Origin of the sequence: Bradyrhizobium sp. WSM1253, from assembly GCF_000244935.1 — a bacterium.
In the GTDB taxonomy this organism is placed as follows: Bacteria; Pseudomonadota; Alphaproteobacteria; order Rhizobiales; family Xanthobacteraceae; genus Bradyrhizobium; species Bradyrhizobium canariense.
On record NZ_JH600073.1, the window covers coordinates 2,543,524 to 2,557,784 of the forward strand.

At 64.1% G+C, this 14,261-nt stretch carries 13 protein-coding genes and 1 pseudogene; 7 read left to right on the top strand and 7 right to left on the bottom strand.

What is annotated here, in order from left to right; translation table 11 throughout:
• Window positions 1–354: 354 nt before the first annotated feature.
• Together moaB and BRA1253DRAFT_RS13640 are read right to left on the bottom strand one after the other, a co-directional pair.
• On the bottom strand, window positions 355–918 hold the full coding sequence (moaB, locus tag BRA1253DRAFT_RS13635) for a molybdenum cofactor biosynthesis protein B (protein WP_007594989.1): 564 nt from the start codon (window positions 916–918) through the stop codon (window positions 355–357).
• Between the two features lie 155 nt (window positions 919–1,073).
• The gene (locus BRA1253DRAFT_RS13640) at window positions 1,074–2,009 is read right to left on the bottom strand and encodes a neutral zinc metallopeptidase (RefSeq protein WP_007594991.1); all 936 of its coding nucleotides are present in this window, start codon (window positions 2,007–2,009) and stop codon (window positions 1,074–1,076) included.
• 410 nt (window positions 2,010–2,419) lie between these two features.
• Here BRA1253DRAFT_RS13640 and BRA1253DRAFT_RS13645 point away from each other — a divergent pair, with 410 nt between their 5' ends.
• From BRA1253DRAFT_RS13645 to BRA1253DRAFT_RS13655, 3 genes are all read left to right on the top strand, one after another.
• A complete protein-coding gene (locus tag BRA1253DRAFT_RS13645; protein ID WP_007594992.1) occupies window positions 2,420–3,550 on the top strand; it encodes a site-specific DNA-methyltransferase in 1,131 nt (376 codons plus the stop codon).
• Window positions 3,551–3,717: 167 nt separating this feature from the next.
• Window positions 3,718–4,044, top strand: coding sequence for a hypothetical protein (locus BRA1253DRAFT_RS13650; RefSeq protein ID WP_007594994.1), 327 nt, complete (start codon window positions 3,718–3,720; stop codon window positions 4,042–4,044).
• A 132-nt stretch (window positions 4,045–4,176) separates the two neighbouring features.
• Window positions 4,177–4,863 (top strand): glutathione S-transferase family protein, encoded by a 687-nt coding sequence (locus tag BRA1253DRAFT_RS13655; protein WP_007594996.1) that lies wholly within the window; start codon window positions 4,177–4,179, stop codon window positions 4,861–4,863.
• A gap of 58 nt (window positions 4,864–4,921) precedes the next feature.
• On the opposite strand, the gene BRA1253DRAFT_RS13660 is transcribed toward BRA1253DRAFT_RS13655, so the two are convergent.
• Entirely contained in the window at window positions 4,922–6,931 is a 2,010-nt protein-coding gene (locus BRA1253DRAFT_RS13660) for a methyl-accepting chemotaxis protein (RefSeq protein WP_007594997.1), read from the bottom strand.
• A gap of 335 nt (window positions 6,932–7,266) precedes the next feature.
• Window positions 7,267–7,709, bottom strand: a pseudogene (locus BRA1253DRAFT_RS13665) (nuclear transport factor 2 family protein).
• Window positions 7,710–7,799: 90 nt separating this feature from the next.
• Between BRA1253DRAFT_RS13665 and BRA1253DRAFT_RS13670 the strand changes: the two are divergent.
• Entirely contained in the window at window positions 7,800–8,717 is a 918-nt protein-coding gene (locus BRA1253DRAFT_RS13670; RefSeq protein ID WP_007595001.1) for a LysR family transcriptional regulator, read from the top strand.
• 126 nt (window positions 8,718–8,843) lie between these two features.
• On the opposite strand, the gene BRA1253DRAFT_RS13675 is transcribed toward BRA1253DRAFT_RS13670, so the two are convergent.
• Complete coding sequence (locus BRA1253DRAFT_RS13675) at window positions 8,844–9,464, bottom strand: glutathione S-transferase family protein (RefSeq protein WP_007595003.1); 621 nt, start codon at window positions 9,462–9,464, stop codon at window positions 8,844–8,846.
• A 141-nt stretch (window positions 9,465–9,605) separates the two neighbouring features.
• On the opposite strand from BRA1253DRAFT_RS13675, the gene BRA1253DRAFT_RS13680 reads away from it, so the two are divergent.
• Window positions 9,606–10,883, top strand: coding sequence for a flavin-dependent oxidoreductase (locus BRA1253DRAFT_RS13680; RefSeq protein ID WP_007595005.1), 1,278 nt, complete (start codon window positions 9,606–9,608; stop codon window positions 10,881–10,883).
• A gap of 211 nt (window positions 10,884–11,094) precedes the next feature.
• Here the strand turns inward: BRA1253DRAFT_RS13680 and BRA1253DRAFT_RS13685 are convergent, their stop codons facing one another.
• Entirely contained in the window at window positions 11,095–11,517 is a 423-nt protein-coding gene (locus tag BRA1253DRAFT_RS13685) for a PaaI family thioesterase (RefSeq protein WP_007595007.1), read from the bottom strand.
• Window positions 11,518–11,585: 68 nt separating this feature from the next.
• Window positions 11,586–12,686: an A/G-specific adenine glycosylase gene (mutY, locus tag BRA1253DRAFT_RS13690; RefSeq protein ID WP_035993278.1), complete on the bottom strand. Its 1,101-nt coding sequence runs from the start codon at window positions 12,684–12,686 to the stop codon at window positions 11,586–11,588.
• Between the two features lie 122 nt (window positions 12,687–12,808).
• Here mutY and BRA1253DRAFT_RS13695 point away from each other — a divergent pair, with 122 nt between their 5' ends.
• Window positions 12,809–13,303 carry a DUF721 domain-containing protein gene (locus BRA1253DRAFT_RS13695; RefSeq protein WP_007595017.1) on the top strand — a complete coding sequence of 165 codons (495 nt, stop codon included), beginning with the start codon at window positions 12,809–12,811 and terminating at the stop codon, window positions 13,301–13,303.
• Window positions 13,304–13,430: 127 nt separating this feature from the next.
• Window positions 13,431–14,087, top strand: coding sequence for a DsbA family protein (locus BRA1253DRAFT_RS13700; protein WP_035995178.1), 657 nt, complete (start codon window positions 13,431–13,433; stop codon window positions 14,085–14,087).
• The last annotated feature ends 174 nt before the right edge of the window (window positions 14,088–14,261 follow it).

Below are 14,261 nucleotides of genomic sequence, written 5' to 3' on the forward strand. Positions count from 1 at the left end.
GATCCAGTCCCAATCGACCTTGCCGGCGAGCTGAACCAGCTCGTGCTTCAAATTGATGATCTGGTCCAGCCTGGCCCGGAACAGATCGCCCGATCCCGTCGTCCTATGCTTCTTCGGTCGCATCGCCACCTCCGATGCGACCACCGAATCATGACTGGCGATTCGACGGAATCCTGAAAATGAAATTGCAAGGTTCCGATGCCCCAAGCATCAAAATCCTGCATTCCAAAAACAGTCCACAAAGTCAAATGCGATCCTAGCTCAATCGCTTAGCCGCTCTTCACGGACGACTAGATACCCCTCATCCGGCGCTTCGCGCCACCTTCCCCCGCAAGGGGAGAAGGGAAGCAAGCACTACACCGTCGCGCCCTGGGCCTTCGGCCGACGCAGATGCTCGTCCAGCCGCGGCATGATCTCGACGAAATTGCAGGGACGCGTGCGGTAATCGAGCTGGGCTTTGAGGATGCCGTCCCAGCCGTCGCGGCAGGCACCGGGCGAACCTGGGAGGCAGAAGATGTAGGTTGCGCCCGCGACGCCGGCCGTGGCGCGGCTCTGGATCGTCGACGTGCCGATCTTGGCGTGGCTCAGCATGTGGAATGCGATCGAGAAACCGTCCATGCGCTTCTCGAACAAGGGCTCGATCGCCTCCGGCGTGACGTCGCGCCCGGTGAAGCCGGTGCCGCCGGTGGTGATGACGACGTCGACGCCTGCGTCCGCAATCCAGCGGCGGATGACGGTGCGGATCGCCTCGACGTCGTCGGTGACGATCTCGCGCGCGGCGAGATGATGGCCGGCCGCGGTGAGACGGTCGGCCAAGGTCTGGCCGGATTTGTCATCCGCGAGCACGCGCGTGTCGGACACGGTGAGCACTGCGATGTTGAGCGGGACGAATTGTTTTGTTTCGTCGATGGAGGTCATTGTACTTCCTCTCGTGTCCCGGACGCGATGCAGCGCGTCAGCGGTGCGTCGCAGAGCCGGGACCCATGCTCGTGAAATCTCAGAGGCGCCGGCGTTATGGGCCCCGGCTCAGCAGCGCAGCATTACATGCTGCGCTGCGGCACGAAACCGTCAGCCTACTGTCCGCCACCAAACGTGTTGCAGGCCTGGACGGTGCCCTGCTGGTAGCCGGTCATGAACCACTGTTTGCGTTGCGCCGCCGAGCCGTGGGTGAAGGAATCGGGCACGACGCGGCCTGTGGACTGGCGCTGCAGCGTGTCGTCGCCGATCGCGCTCGCCGTGGTGAGTGCGGCGTCGATGTCGCCCGGCTCCAGGAAGTTCGGCCGCTTCTTCGCCTCGCGATTGACCCAGACACCGGACAGGCAGTCGGCCTGCAATTCGACCTTCACCTGGAGCGCATTCGACTCCGCCTTGCTGCCGGCCTGCTGCTGCAGGCGCGTCACGCGTGGAATGATGCCGAGCAGGTTCTGGATGTGATGGCCAGCCTCATGGGCGATGATGTAGGCGGTGGTGAAGTTACAAGCGGACTTGCCGGAGCAGCCGCGAAAACGCGTCTCGACCTCGCGGAAGAAACCGGTGTCGAGGAAGATGGTCTTGTCCGGCGGGCAATAGAACGGTCCCATCGCCGACTCGGCCCGGCCGCAACGCCCGCCATTGGTGACGTTGCGGAACAGCACGACCTTCGGACCGGTAAAGGACTGGCCCGAGGCCTGGAAGATCTCGCTCCAGCGATCGTCGATCTCGCCGAGGATGCCGGAGATCATGCTGCCCATCTCGTCGGTCGGCGCGCCGCGCTTGGCGTTGGACGACGACTGGCGATCGGTCTGGTAGGACGGCGCCTGGCCGCCGCCGGTGAGGATCTCGGCGCCGCCGATCAGGATGCGCGGATCGATGCCGAAGGCGTAGCCGACCAAGCCGAGCACGATGATGGTGCCGATCCCGAGCCCGCCGCCGCCCATGGGGAGGCCGAACCCGCCTCCTCCACCGCCCCCGCCACCATCGTCGCGACGATCCTCGATGTCGTCGCTGCGGCGGAAATCATCGTAGCGCATGGCGGCTTCCCTCGGTCCTGGCTGGCATCAATTGGGCGTAAAGGCGGCAAAGCTCAACGCACCATGCACGTAAAATTTCCATTGCGTTAATCAATATCCCGCTCGGCAATTATTGCCTAGTGCGACAGCATGGCAATGCCAGCAATTTTTTCCGGGCATCGAGCAATTTTTTCCGAGAGGAATTTCGAGTCTTTTTGCGCTCCGATCACAGCCGCAACGCGAAGAAACGCGAAATACACTGCAAAACACGGCGAATACGCGGAGCGAACCGCGTGCGAGGCGCGATGCGAGGGCTGCTTACGAAAGCGGCGGGTTAAGTCGATTTTTACTTTGCCGCTTCAATGTAACGGTCAGTCGGTTGTTTGGTCCCGCGTCGCCGACAGCGTCGCCTGAGTCAGAGTTCTTGAGTCATGGTAGAGTCGCGTCGCGGGGCGTCTGCAAGGGCGCCCCGCACAAATTTTGAGTCTCCTTCGCACAGCATCGTCCTCGGCGATTGCGTCGCAGAGATGTCGAAGCTTCAGGCTGGTTCGGTGGACCTGGTGTTCGCCGATCCACCCTACAATCTTCAGCTCAAGGGCGATCTCAAGCGCCCCGACGAATCCCATGTCGATGCGGTCGACGACGACTGGGACAAGTTCGATTCGTTCTCCGCCTATGACGATTTCACCCGCGCCTGGCTGCTCGCCGCCCGCCGCGCGATGAAGCCGTCGGCGACGATCTGGGTGATCGGCTCCTATCACAACATCTTCCGCGTCGGCGCGGTCATGCAGGATCTCGGCTTCTGGCTCCTGAACGACATCGTCTGGCGCAAGACCAATCCGATGCCGAATTTCCGCGGCCGCCGTTTCACCAACGCACACGAAACCATGATCTGGGCCGCGCGCGACGAGAAGGCCAAGGGCTACACGTTCAACTACGAGGCGCTGAAGGCCGCCAACGAGGACGTGCAGGCACGGTCCGACTGGCTGATCCCGCTCTGCACCGGCGAGGAGCGCCTCAAGGGCGCCGACGGCAAGAAAGTGCACCCGACGCAGAAGCCGGAAGGCCTGCTCGCGCGCGTGCTGCTGTCGTCCTCCAAACCCGGCGACCTCGTGATCGATCCCTTCAACGGCACCGGTACCACCGGCGCGGTCGCCAAGCGCCTCGGCCGCTCCTATATCGGCTTCGAGCGCGACAAGACCTATGCGAAAGCGGCACAAGCGCGCATCGCCGCGGTCGAGCCGTTGCCGGAGGCAAGCCTCGCCCCGTTCATGACGGCGCGCGAAGCGCCGCGGGTTGCGTTCTCGGAATTGATCGAGCGCGGCATGATCATGCCCGGCACCAAGCTGTTCGACGCCAAGAAGAAGCTCGGCGCGCTGGTCCGCGCCGACGGCGCCATCATGTTCGGCGACAAGGTCGGCTCCATTCACCGCATGGGCGCGGTGGCGCAAGGCGCGCAAGCCTGCAACGGATGGACCTTCTGGCACATCGAGACCAAGAAGGGTCTCAAGCTGATCGACGAGCTCCGCGCCGAGATCCGCGCCGGCATGGCGGCGGGGTAGCCTTCCCGTGATGTTGTAGGGTGGGCAAAGCGAAGCGTGCCCACCATTCTCGCCGCGATGTTCGGTGAGCACGGCGCTTTGCGCCTTTGCCCACCCTACGGCGTCTTGAATGACGCGACGGCCGGGACTAGATTGACTGTCTACGCCCCGTCTTGACCGGTCGAGCCATGCGACGACAGTCCGAGACATTGCTGCTGGTGCCGCTGCTTCCGATCTTTCTGGTCGGCATGTTTCCGATGTTCCTGATTGCGCTGCTGGGATTTTTCGGCCTCGCCTTGTTCGGCGTGCTCGTGGTCTGTGTCGGGCTCGCCAGCAGCAACGAGGCCCATGACAGTTTCAATCACGACGTCATCGTTCACGGCTATGCGCGCGGATCGGAGCGCGCGGCGCGGGCCTCCGACATGCATATCGCCACGCGGATCGGGCTGCGCCTCGAGGCTGTGGGCGCGGCCATGGTCATTACGGCGGCGATCGGCCTTTGTTACGCCGGCTGATCTGCGTCGCGCGCAGATACCGCCCGGCAAACTCGCCGGTTGCCCTCCCCGACAAGGTTCAGGCAAGACAAGGCCGCTTGCGGACATGTTGCTGCCTCCACTCTCGGCCAACAAACACAGGGGAGATGCCCGATGCTCAAATTCTATTTTAACGGTTCGCCGAACCCGACCAAGGTCGCGCTTTATCTCGAAGAGGCCGGCCTGCCCTTCGAGCCGGTGAAGATCGACACCCGCAAGGGCGAGCAGTTCACGCCGGACTATCTGAAGATCAATCCGAACGGCAAGGTGCCGGCGATCGATGACAACGGCACCATCGTGTTCGATTCCAACGCCATTCTGCTCTATCTGGCCGAGAAGACCGGCAAATTCCTGCCCGCCGCCAATGTTCGCGGTGAGATGCTGTCATGGCTGATGTTCGTCGCCACCGGCGTCGGGCCGTATTCGGGCCAGGCCGTGCACTTCAAGCATTTTGCGCCGAAAGACCAGAACCACGACTACGCGCATAACCGCTACCAGTTCGAGACCGATCGCCATTACAAGATTCTCGACGGTCACCTCAAAGGTCGCCGCTACATGGTCGGCGACAACTATTCGATCGTCGACATGGCGCTGTGGGGTTGGGCGCGGATGGTGCCATTCAAGCTTGGCGACGACGCCTTCGCGCGATATCCGGACGTGAAGCGGCTGGTGGACGAGATCTCGGCCCGGCCCGCGGCGACGCGCGCGATCGCGCTGAAGGACAAGTTCACGTTCAAGGCGGAGATGGACGACGAGGCCCGCAGCAACATGTTCAAGCACATGACGACGAAAGTCGCCTGATCGCACCACGTCACAATGCGAGGCCACGCGCATGCGCGTGGCCTTTTGCTTTTCATGCTCAGGCGGCGTGGACCGAGTTCAGGAAGTTGGCGACTTCCTGCTTCAAGCGGTTGCTGTCGGCCGACAGCGAGCGTGCCGCCGAAAGCACCTGCGAAGAGGCCGAGCCGGTCTCGGAAGCGCCGCGCTGCACGTCGCCGATGTTGGACGACACAAGCTGCGTGCCCTGGGCCGCCTGCTGGACGTTGCGGGAGATCTCCTGCGTCGCCGCACCCTGCTCCTCCACGGCGGCGGCAACCGTCGACGAGATCTCCGACAGCCGCTCGATGGTGCCGCTGATTTCCCTGATCGAGCCGACCGACTCCTCCGTCGCGGCCTGGATGCCCGAGACCTGCTGGGCGATCTCACCGGTGGCCCTCGCGGTCTGCTCCGCGAGCGCCTTGACCTCCGAGGCGACCACGGCAAAGCCGCGGCCGGCTTCACCCGCGCGCGCCGCCTCGATGGTAGCATTCAGCGCCAGAAGGTTGGTCTGGCCGGCGATGGTGCTGATCAGCTCGACCACGTCGCCGATGCGGGCTGCAGCCTTGGAGAGCTCGCTGACGCGCGCGTTGGTCTTGCTCACCTGACCGACGGCTTCGCCCGCGATGCGCGCGGATTCCTGCACCTGGCGCGCGATCTCCGTCACCGAGGAGGACAATTCCTCGGTCGCGGAGGCGACCGCCTGCACATTGGCCGAGGCTTCCTGGGAGGCGGATTGCACTTCGGTGGAGAGATCCTGCGCGCGCCTCGCGGTCGCGGTCAGGGTGCCGGCCGAGCCCTCGAGCTCCTGCGATGCCGAGGATACGGTATCGACGATCTCGCCCACCGCCTGCTCGAACTGACTGGCGAGCCGGGCCATGTCGGCCTTGCGGCCCTCGGCCTGCCGAGCCTCGGTTGCGGTCTGCTCATGGCGCAGCCTTTCGGTCTCGATCATGTTGGTCTTGAAGACGTCGATCGCCTTGGCCATATCGCCGATCTCGTCGGCCTTGCCGCGCGAGGGGATCTCGACGGCGAGATTGCCCCCGGCAAGCAGCCCCATTGCGCGCGTCATCGAGGTCAGCGGCCCCACGATGCTGCGGGCGGTCAGGAAGGCGACGATCAGTCCGAACAGGACGGCGAGGCCGCCCGCGATCTCCTGTAGGGAGGTCGTGCCGTCGATCACGGCATCGGCCGCCATGCGCGAATCGTTGTAATCCGCCTTCAAGGTGGTTTCCGTGACCTTGAGCTTGGCGATGCTCGCGGAGATGAGCGGTGCGAGATCCTTGTGGTAGATCTCGTCGGACCGCAGCATCGCGGCGGAGGTCGTTTCGAACGCGGCTTTGTAGATACCGAGCGCGGTCTTCACAGGCGTCAGAGACGACCGAAGGTCCGCCGCCTGCGGGCTCCTTTCGACGGCTGCCAGCCGCTGTACCGCCCTGTCGACATTGGTTCTGAAGGCGGTGGGGCCGTTGGTGTCGCGCAGAGCGAGGAAGCGCCAGTTCGCGATTCGAACCAACAGAACCCGGGACTCGAGGTCCGCGACGAGCGACACCGTGTCGTCGTCGGCGGCGGCGCGGGCCACATCGACCAGCTTGGCCATCTTGACGGTCAGCTCTTCGCCACTTGGCAACAGAGTCGCCTTGCCGGTCCGCGCCTCGTTGACGGCGTCGCCGAGACTGTCACGCAGGCTTTTCATTTTGGCGATGTCGGCGATCAGATCGTTGTAGAGCTTCCGCCGCTCCTCCGAGAGGGTGCCCTTTGCTCCGAGCTGCAACAGCCCGGTCGCCGCGGTCTCTCGCTCGGCAGCCTCCCGCATCGCAGGTTCGTTGGCATCGTAAATGTAGCGCAGATTGGCCCGCTGGATGGCCTGAAGATGGGTCGATATCTCCAGGATGTGCGCCGTGCTGTCCGACAATTTGGAGAGTTTTGCGACCTGATCCTGGACGGACCGCAAATTCCAGATGGCGACCACCGCCATCACAAGACCAACCGCCACCAAGGCCATGAAACCAGCGTACAGGCGTCCCCTGATCCGCAAACGAAAACTCGGCATTCCCACTGTCCACTCAGAAGCATGTGAATTCGGGCGGACGAACAAGTCCGGCGATTTGTCGCGCCACCCCGGCAGCCGCGGGTCGCGTTGTTCGCGAACCACGCTGCACCGCGACACAATGGGCGACACTCGTTAATTGAACCTTCAAATTTTTCGCGCGCGCATGCGCCAGACGGCACAACATCTGCTGATTTTATCGGCAGGTGAGCAAGGTTTTGGCCCGAAGCCCGCAGCGGCATGCATGCCGCTGCAGTCTACCGGCCTGTGCGACCGTCCGCCCCTCGCCGACCGCGGCGGACGGCACCGGTCGGCGGACGTGACGCCGCTCGATCCGCTCAGCTCGCGGCCCTCACGGCCGTTTGCGGAAACGGGCCGAGGGCCTTCTCGGTCAGCACCGAGTCGCAATATTCCCGGATCTCCTTGATCTTACCGTCCTCGAGCCGAAACACGAGACAATAATCGTTGTCGTAGCGCACCCCCTCGGGCGTAACATTGTCGCCCTTTGCTTCGACGACGACGACATCGCCGTCGGCGATGAAGCGGTGGGCAACCGTCCGCGTCCGGTCGACAAGGCGGGTCCGCACATAGGCGTGCAGATCGTTGAGGATCGCCTGCTTGCCCGAAAAGGTGGCGACCAGGAGTACTGGCCGGTCACGATCCATTTGGCGTCATCGGCAAGACTTTCGGTGAACAAACCGCGGTCGCGCGCAGCCGGATCGGGGCTGGCGGCGGCTGCAAAGATATCCTGCATCAGTTTCTTGTTGGCGCTCGCGCTCATGGCGGCATCTCCTTCGGTGAGAACACCGAGATCATCGCCGCCGGCTCTAAATTCTTCAAATCGATAGTGGATATGATATCTATTCGCCTCATGAATTTGAATTCGCTCGACCTCAATCTCCTGACCGCGCTCGACGCACTGCTGCGCGAGGCCAGCGTCAGCCGCGCCGCCTTGCGGATCGGGCTGTCGCAGCCGGCGGCCAGTCATGCGCTCCAGCGTCTGCGCGACATCCTTGGCGATCCGCTCCTGGTACGCACAGGCACGCGGATGGAGCTGACGCCGCGGGCGCAAGCCTTGCGCGCGCCGCTGGCGCAGGCGCTCGACCAGGTGCGCGGGCTGTTCGTATCGGATGAATTCGATGCGGCGCGCAGCGAGCGGCAATTCCGACTGATGATGCCGGACCTCGCGGTCGAGCTGTTGATGCCGCCCTTGATGGAAAAGGTGACGCAGGCCGCTCCCAACGTCCGGATCGACGTGGTGCCGTGGCGGGGACCGGCGATCTTCCACGCCGAGTTCGCCCGCACCATCGATCTCGTAATCTCGATCGGCAACGCCTTCAAGGGCTTTCATCGCCAGCTGCTCTACACCGACAGGGACGCGCTGGCAGTGCGGCGCGGCCATCCCATGGCTGCGAAGCTGAAACGGCGCGAGACGTTCCTGGCGGCGCGCCATGTCGGAGTAATTATCCGCGGCCAGCCCGAGGACCTGATCGACACCTGGCTGCGGACCAAGGGCATCGACCGGCACATCGCTCTCGTGGTCCCGGGTTATCTCGAAGCGCTGCACGTCGCTGCCCGCACCGACCTCGTCGCCTTCGTGCCGCGCCGGCTGATCGCGGCGCTGTCCAAGCAGCTCGGCCTCGTTACGGTGACGCCACCGCTCGACCCCGGGATCGACGAGCAGTTCATGTTCTACCCGACCCGCGCACAGATGGATCCCGGCTCGATCTGGCTCAGGCGGCTGATGCTGGAGACGGGACGGGAATTGGAGAAGCGGAAGGCTTCGTAGGGTGGGCAAAGCGACTTGTCCGCCGTAGCTCGAAGAGCGAGGGCGGAAGCTTGCCCACTACTTCTGTTGAAGTGATCAAAGATGGTGGGCACGGCACTACGCGCCTTTGCCCACCCTACAAGAGCCCTACGCCTTCTGCGCGTCCATCACCTTGCGCACGGCGGGGCGATCGGACATGCGCTTGAAATGATCGGCGATCTTCGGCGTTGCGTTGACGTCGACTCTGTCGCCTTCGAGCCAGGTCGACAGGGTGTAGAGATAAGGATCGCAGATCGTGTACTGCTCGCCCATCACCCAGGGTCCCTTGTACATCTTCTGCTCGATCAGGCCGAAGCAGGCGCCCATGGTCTTCGGAATCATCGCCTTCATGTCGGCGAACGAGCTTTCTTCGCTCGCCCAGCGCGCGCCGCGCATCTTGTGGGCATGGTTGATGTGCACGGTCGAGCAGAGATAGGAGTTGAAGGACTGCACCTGGGCGAAGTCGAAGGGATCGTCGAGCGGCGCGAGCTTCGCCTTGGGAAAGGTCTGCGCGAGATAGGCCAGCATCGCCGGCGTCTCGGTCAGGACGCCACGATCGGTCACCAGCGCGGGCACGCGGCCTTTCGGGTTGATCGCGAGATACTCCGCGCTGTTCTGCTGGTTGGTCTTGAAGCTCAGCCGCTCGGCCGCGTAGTCGGCGCCGGCTTCTTCCAGGGTGATGTAGGTGGCGAGCGCACAGGTGCCGGTGGCGTAGTAGAGCTTGAGCATGTCGGACCTCATGGGAAAGCCGGAAGTTAACGGCTGCCGGCCCCGAGGTCCATAGCACGGCGTTCTCAGTGCCCTTGCTCTTCGCAGTTGCCCACCGGCGCCCGGCTGTGCCAAGACGCCTCTAGTTGGAGGGGCTTTCCCATGACCGTACTCATCGCCGGTGGCGGCATCGGCGGCCTGACGCTTGCGCTCAGCCTGCACGGAATCGGCATTCCCGTGAAAGTGTTCGAGAGCGTCGCCGAGCTGCGGCCGCTCGGCGTCGGCATCAACGTGCTGCCGCATGCGGTGCGCGAGCTGATCGAGCTCGGGCTGATGGACAAGCTCGATGCCAGCGGCGTGCGCACCCGCGAGCTCGCCTATTTCTCCAAGCACGGCAAGCCGATCTGGAGCGAGCCGCGCGGACTGGAGGCCGGCTACAAATGGCCGCAATTCTCGATCCATCGCGGCACGCTCCAGCAGCTCCTGCTCGACACCGCTATCGAGCGGCTCGGCCGCGACAACATCCTCACCAGCCATCATCTGACCGGCTGGAGCGAAACCGCAGACGGCGTGCGCGCCGATTTCATCGACAAGGCCACCGGCAAGGCCGCGGGGACTTACGACGGCACGATCCTGATCGCCGCCGACGGCATCCATTCGGCTGCGCGAGAAAAACTCTATCCCGACGAAGGCCCGCCGATCTGGAACGGCCGCATCCTCTGGCGCGGCGTCACGCCTGCAAAGGCGTTCCTCAGCGGCCGTACCATGATCATGGCCGGCCACGAGATCCTGAAATTCGTCTGCTATCCGATCTCGAAGGAACCGGACGCCGCGGGCAACCATCTGATCAACTGGGTTGCCGAGCGCCACATGCCGCCGACCTATCAATGGCGGCGCGAAGACTATAACCGCACCGCGCGGCTGGAAGAGTTTCTGCCCTGGTTCGAGAGCTGGCGGTTCGACTGGCTCGACGTGCCCGGCCTCATCAAGAACTGCCCGCACGCCTATGAATATCCGCTGGTCGATCGCGATCCGGTGTCACAATGGACTTTCGGCCGCGTCACGCTGATGGGCGACGCCGCACATCCGATGTACCCGATCGGATCCAACGGCGCCTCGCAGGCGATCCTCGATGCCCGCACCATCACCCGCGAGATCCTGGCGCACGGCCCGACGCAAGCGGCCCTGCTCGCCTATGAGGCCGAGCGGCGGCCTGCAACCACCAGTCTCGTCCTGCTCAACCGCAAGAACGGCCCCGAGCAGGTGATGCAGCTCGTCGAAGAGCGCGCGCCGGATGGTTACAAGGTCGTCACCGACGTGCTGTCGCAACAGGAGCTGGAGGATGTTGCCGCCAACTACAAGCGCGTCGCCGGCTTCCAGGTGGAAGCGCTGAATGCGAAGCCGCCCATCGTGAGCGCGGGTGCGCGCGCGACGAAATGAGTATTCGCGCGAAGCGAGACGCGCGTTGATGCGCCCTCGCCCCTTGTGAGAGAGGGCAGCGATGCCGGTAGACGCGGACTCACTCAGGTGAGGGGTCTGTCTCCGCGAGCGCATCTCTGACAACTTGACCTCGCCGAGAGATACCCCTCATCCGGCGCTTCGCGCCAGCTTCTCCCGCAAGGGGAGAAGGGGTAGCGCCTACGCGGCTAGACTATTTGCCCACCACCCTCGCCGCTTCGAGCAGCCGCTCGCTCGCGCTTGCCGTCGCCAGCACTGTTCCGTCTTCCGCCATCAGCTTTGCCTCGACGAACGCAATCGTCTTGCCGAGCTGCGTCACCTTGGCCTCACCGATGATCGGTCCGGGCTTTGCGGGCGCCAGGAAATTCACGGTCATGCTGATGGTGGTGGTGTAGAGCCGGCCTTCGCTCATCACCAGCACGGCGGGGCCCATCGTGTCGTCGAGCATGGCCGAGAGCATGCCGCCCTGGATGAAGCCGGCCGGATTGCAGAACTCCGGCTTGCCGTCAAACGCGAGCTTGATCCAGCCTTCCCCGGGACGGGCATCGAGCAGACGCCACCCCAATAGCTCGGCACAAGGCGGCCTGGGAAAGTTGTCGAGCGCGGTCTTGATCATGCGAGCCTCCGTTGCCGATCACAGCTAACGCAGGGCTGCTGCCAGCATGTTGTCAGCAGGATGGGCTGCTAGGGGTCCAATCCATGCGCAATCACCTTACGCATGACGTTGGGCAATGCTTCGTCGGGGAGCGTGGCGATCGGCACCCAGCGCATGCCTGCCGGTGCCCGCGTGCGCGCTTCCACCTTGGCCGTGTAGACCACCAGTTCCAGCGGGAAATGCGTGAAGACGTGGGTGACCACGCCGACCTTGCGTTGCCAGCGCGACAGCCCCTTCAGCTCGGGCGCCTGCTGTTTTGCCTTGGCATCGTCCTGCTCGGCCAGCCAATCCGATCCCGGTACCTCGGTCATGCCGCCGAGCAGACCCTTTTCGGGACGGCTGCGGACGAGAAGCTCGTCGCCGCGCGTGACAACGAAAGCGGCGCCGCGCCGTAGCGCGCCGCTCTTCTTCGGCGCCTTGCGCGGAAACGTATCCTGCGTTCCCAGCGTGCGCGCCGTGCAGTCCTCGTTGAGTGGGCATAGCGAGCAGGCTGGCTTTTTCGGCGTGCAGATCGAGGCACCCAGATCCATCAGCGCCTGCGCGCTATCACCGGCGCGGGAGTCGGCGAGCAGCGTCGCAGCCAAGTGCTGGATCCGCGGTTTGGCCTGCGGAAGTTCTTCTTCAACAGCAAAGAGCCGCGAGACCACGCGCTCGATATTGCCGTCGACCGGCATGGTGCGGCGGTCGAACGCGATCGCCGCGATCGCTGCCGCTGTATAGGGCCCGATGCCCGGCAGCGCGCGCAGGCCCAGTTCGGTGTCGGGAAAGGTGCCGCCATGCTCGCGCATCACCGCGACCGCGCAGGCATGGAGATTACGGGCGCGAGAATAATAGCCGAGCCCGGCCCACATCCGCAGCACGTCGTCCTGCGAGGCCCGTCCGAGCGCGGTGACATCAGGCCAGCGCGCGACGAATTTTTCGAAATAGGGCCCGACCGCCTTCACCGTGGTCTGCTGCAGCATGATCTCGGACAGCCAGACGCGGTAAGGGTCAGATGCCTCGCCGGGCGCAGCGCGCCAGGGTAAGCGGCGGCGGTGGCGGTCGTACCAATCGAGCAGCGCGAGCGGGCGCGACGAGGTCTGCGGCGGAACTGGTTCCGATTTCGCCCTGAGGGCGGATTTGGGGCTCATGTTCGCACTGTAACGGCAATGCACCGATCTCTCCACGTCGTGCCCACGCTGGTCGCGGGCGTCCACGTTTTTCTTCGCGGCGAAGAGCCTGTGGCCGACGCGCCGGAGTGCTATAAGGTCCCATGTCCAAGCTTCGCCCCATCAAACCCGGTCCTATCAGCGCCAAGCCGCTGTCGCTCCTGCTCAACGACGTCTTCGCCGAGGCCTATGCCAAGCAGGGTTTTGCCGCGCGCGAGCTGGTGACGCGGTGGGCGCAGATTGCCGGACCGGAGATCGCGGCCCATGCCGAGCCGCTCAAGATGCAATGGCCGCGGCCGGTCGAGGGTCAGCCGCAGGAGCCGGCCACGCTGGTGCTGCGGGTCGAGGGGCCGATGGCGCTGGAGATCCAGCACTCCGCCGATGTGATCCTGCAGCGGGTCAACCGCTTCTTCGGCTGGAGCGCGGTCGGCAAGCTGGCCTTCCGCCAGGCTCCACTATCGCGCGCCCGGCGGCCAACCCGGCCCGCCCCGCCGGACGCCAAATCGGTGGCCGAGGTGGCTGAGCGCCTGGGCGACATCGAAGATGAACAATTGAAGTCGGCGCTGGCGCGCCTGGGGGCCGCTATCAAGCGAAATTGAGCCTTATTCGGCGGCCAAACTGGACCTGTCCTTGCCGCTCGCCATTGCCTCAAACGACGTTTCAAGCTAGCGACAGGCCGTCTGAATGGGAATTTCGGGCGAGACCACGCCAATCCGGGAGCCGACCTTGATCATCACCCGCCGCGCCTTCACCTCGATGCTGTCGCTGACCGGGCTTGCCGCGCTCGCCGGGTTCTCGCCGCTGCGGTTCATCTCGGAAGCTATCGCGCAGGCCGCTGGCGACGTCGCCAAGCCGGTGTCACTGCCCGACATGGCGCTGGGCCCGAAGGACGCCGCGGTCACCATCACCGAATACGCCTCGATGACCTGCCCGCATTGCGCGGCTTTCAATGAGCAGGTGTTTCCCAAGATCAAGTCGGAATACATCGACACCGGCAAGGTCCGTTACATCTTCCGCGAGTTCCCGCTCGACATCAAAGCCGCCGCCGGCTCGATGCTGTCACGCTGCATCGCCAATGGCGACGCACCGAAATACTTTGCGGTCACTGACATGCTGTTCCGCCAGCAGAACGACTGGGTGGCGAAGAACACCACGGAGACCCTGACGCGGATCGGCAAGCAAGCCGGCCTCACCCAGCAGCAGGTCGAGGCCTGTCTGAAGGACCAGGCGCTGCTCGACAAGATCGCCGCCGACCAGAAATATGCCAGCGACGTTCTGAAGGTCGATTCGACGCCGACGTTCTTCATCAACGGCGAGAAGATCAAGGGCGAGACCTCGTTCGAGGAATTCGCCAAGAAGATCAATCCGCTGCTGAAGAGCTGATTCGCACGGCACAATCCCTGATTCGCATCTCGATAGCCGTATCTTTCCCGGCATAAATCCCTTGGAAAAGCGGCTTTCGCCGGTTGCCCTCGCAGCGCACCGCGGCCATTGTCCAGCCGCATGAGGCGCCTCGCGCGACTCGCCCGGATAGCGACATTGCCTTCCATGGTATTG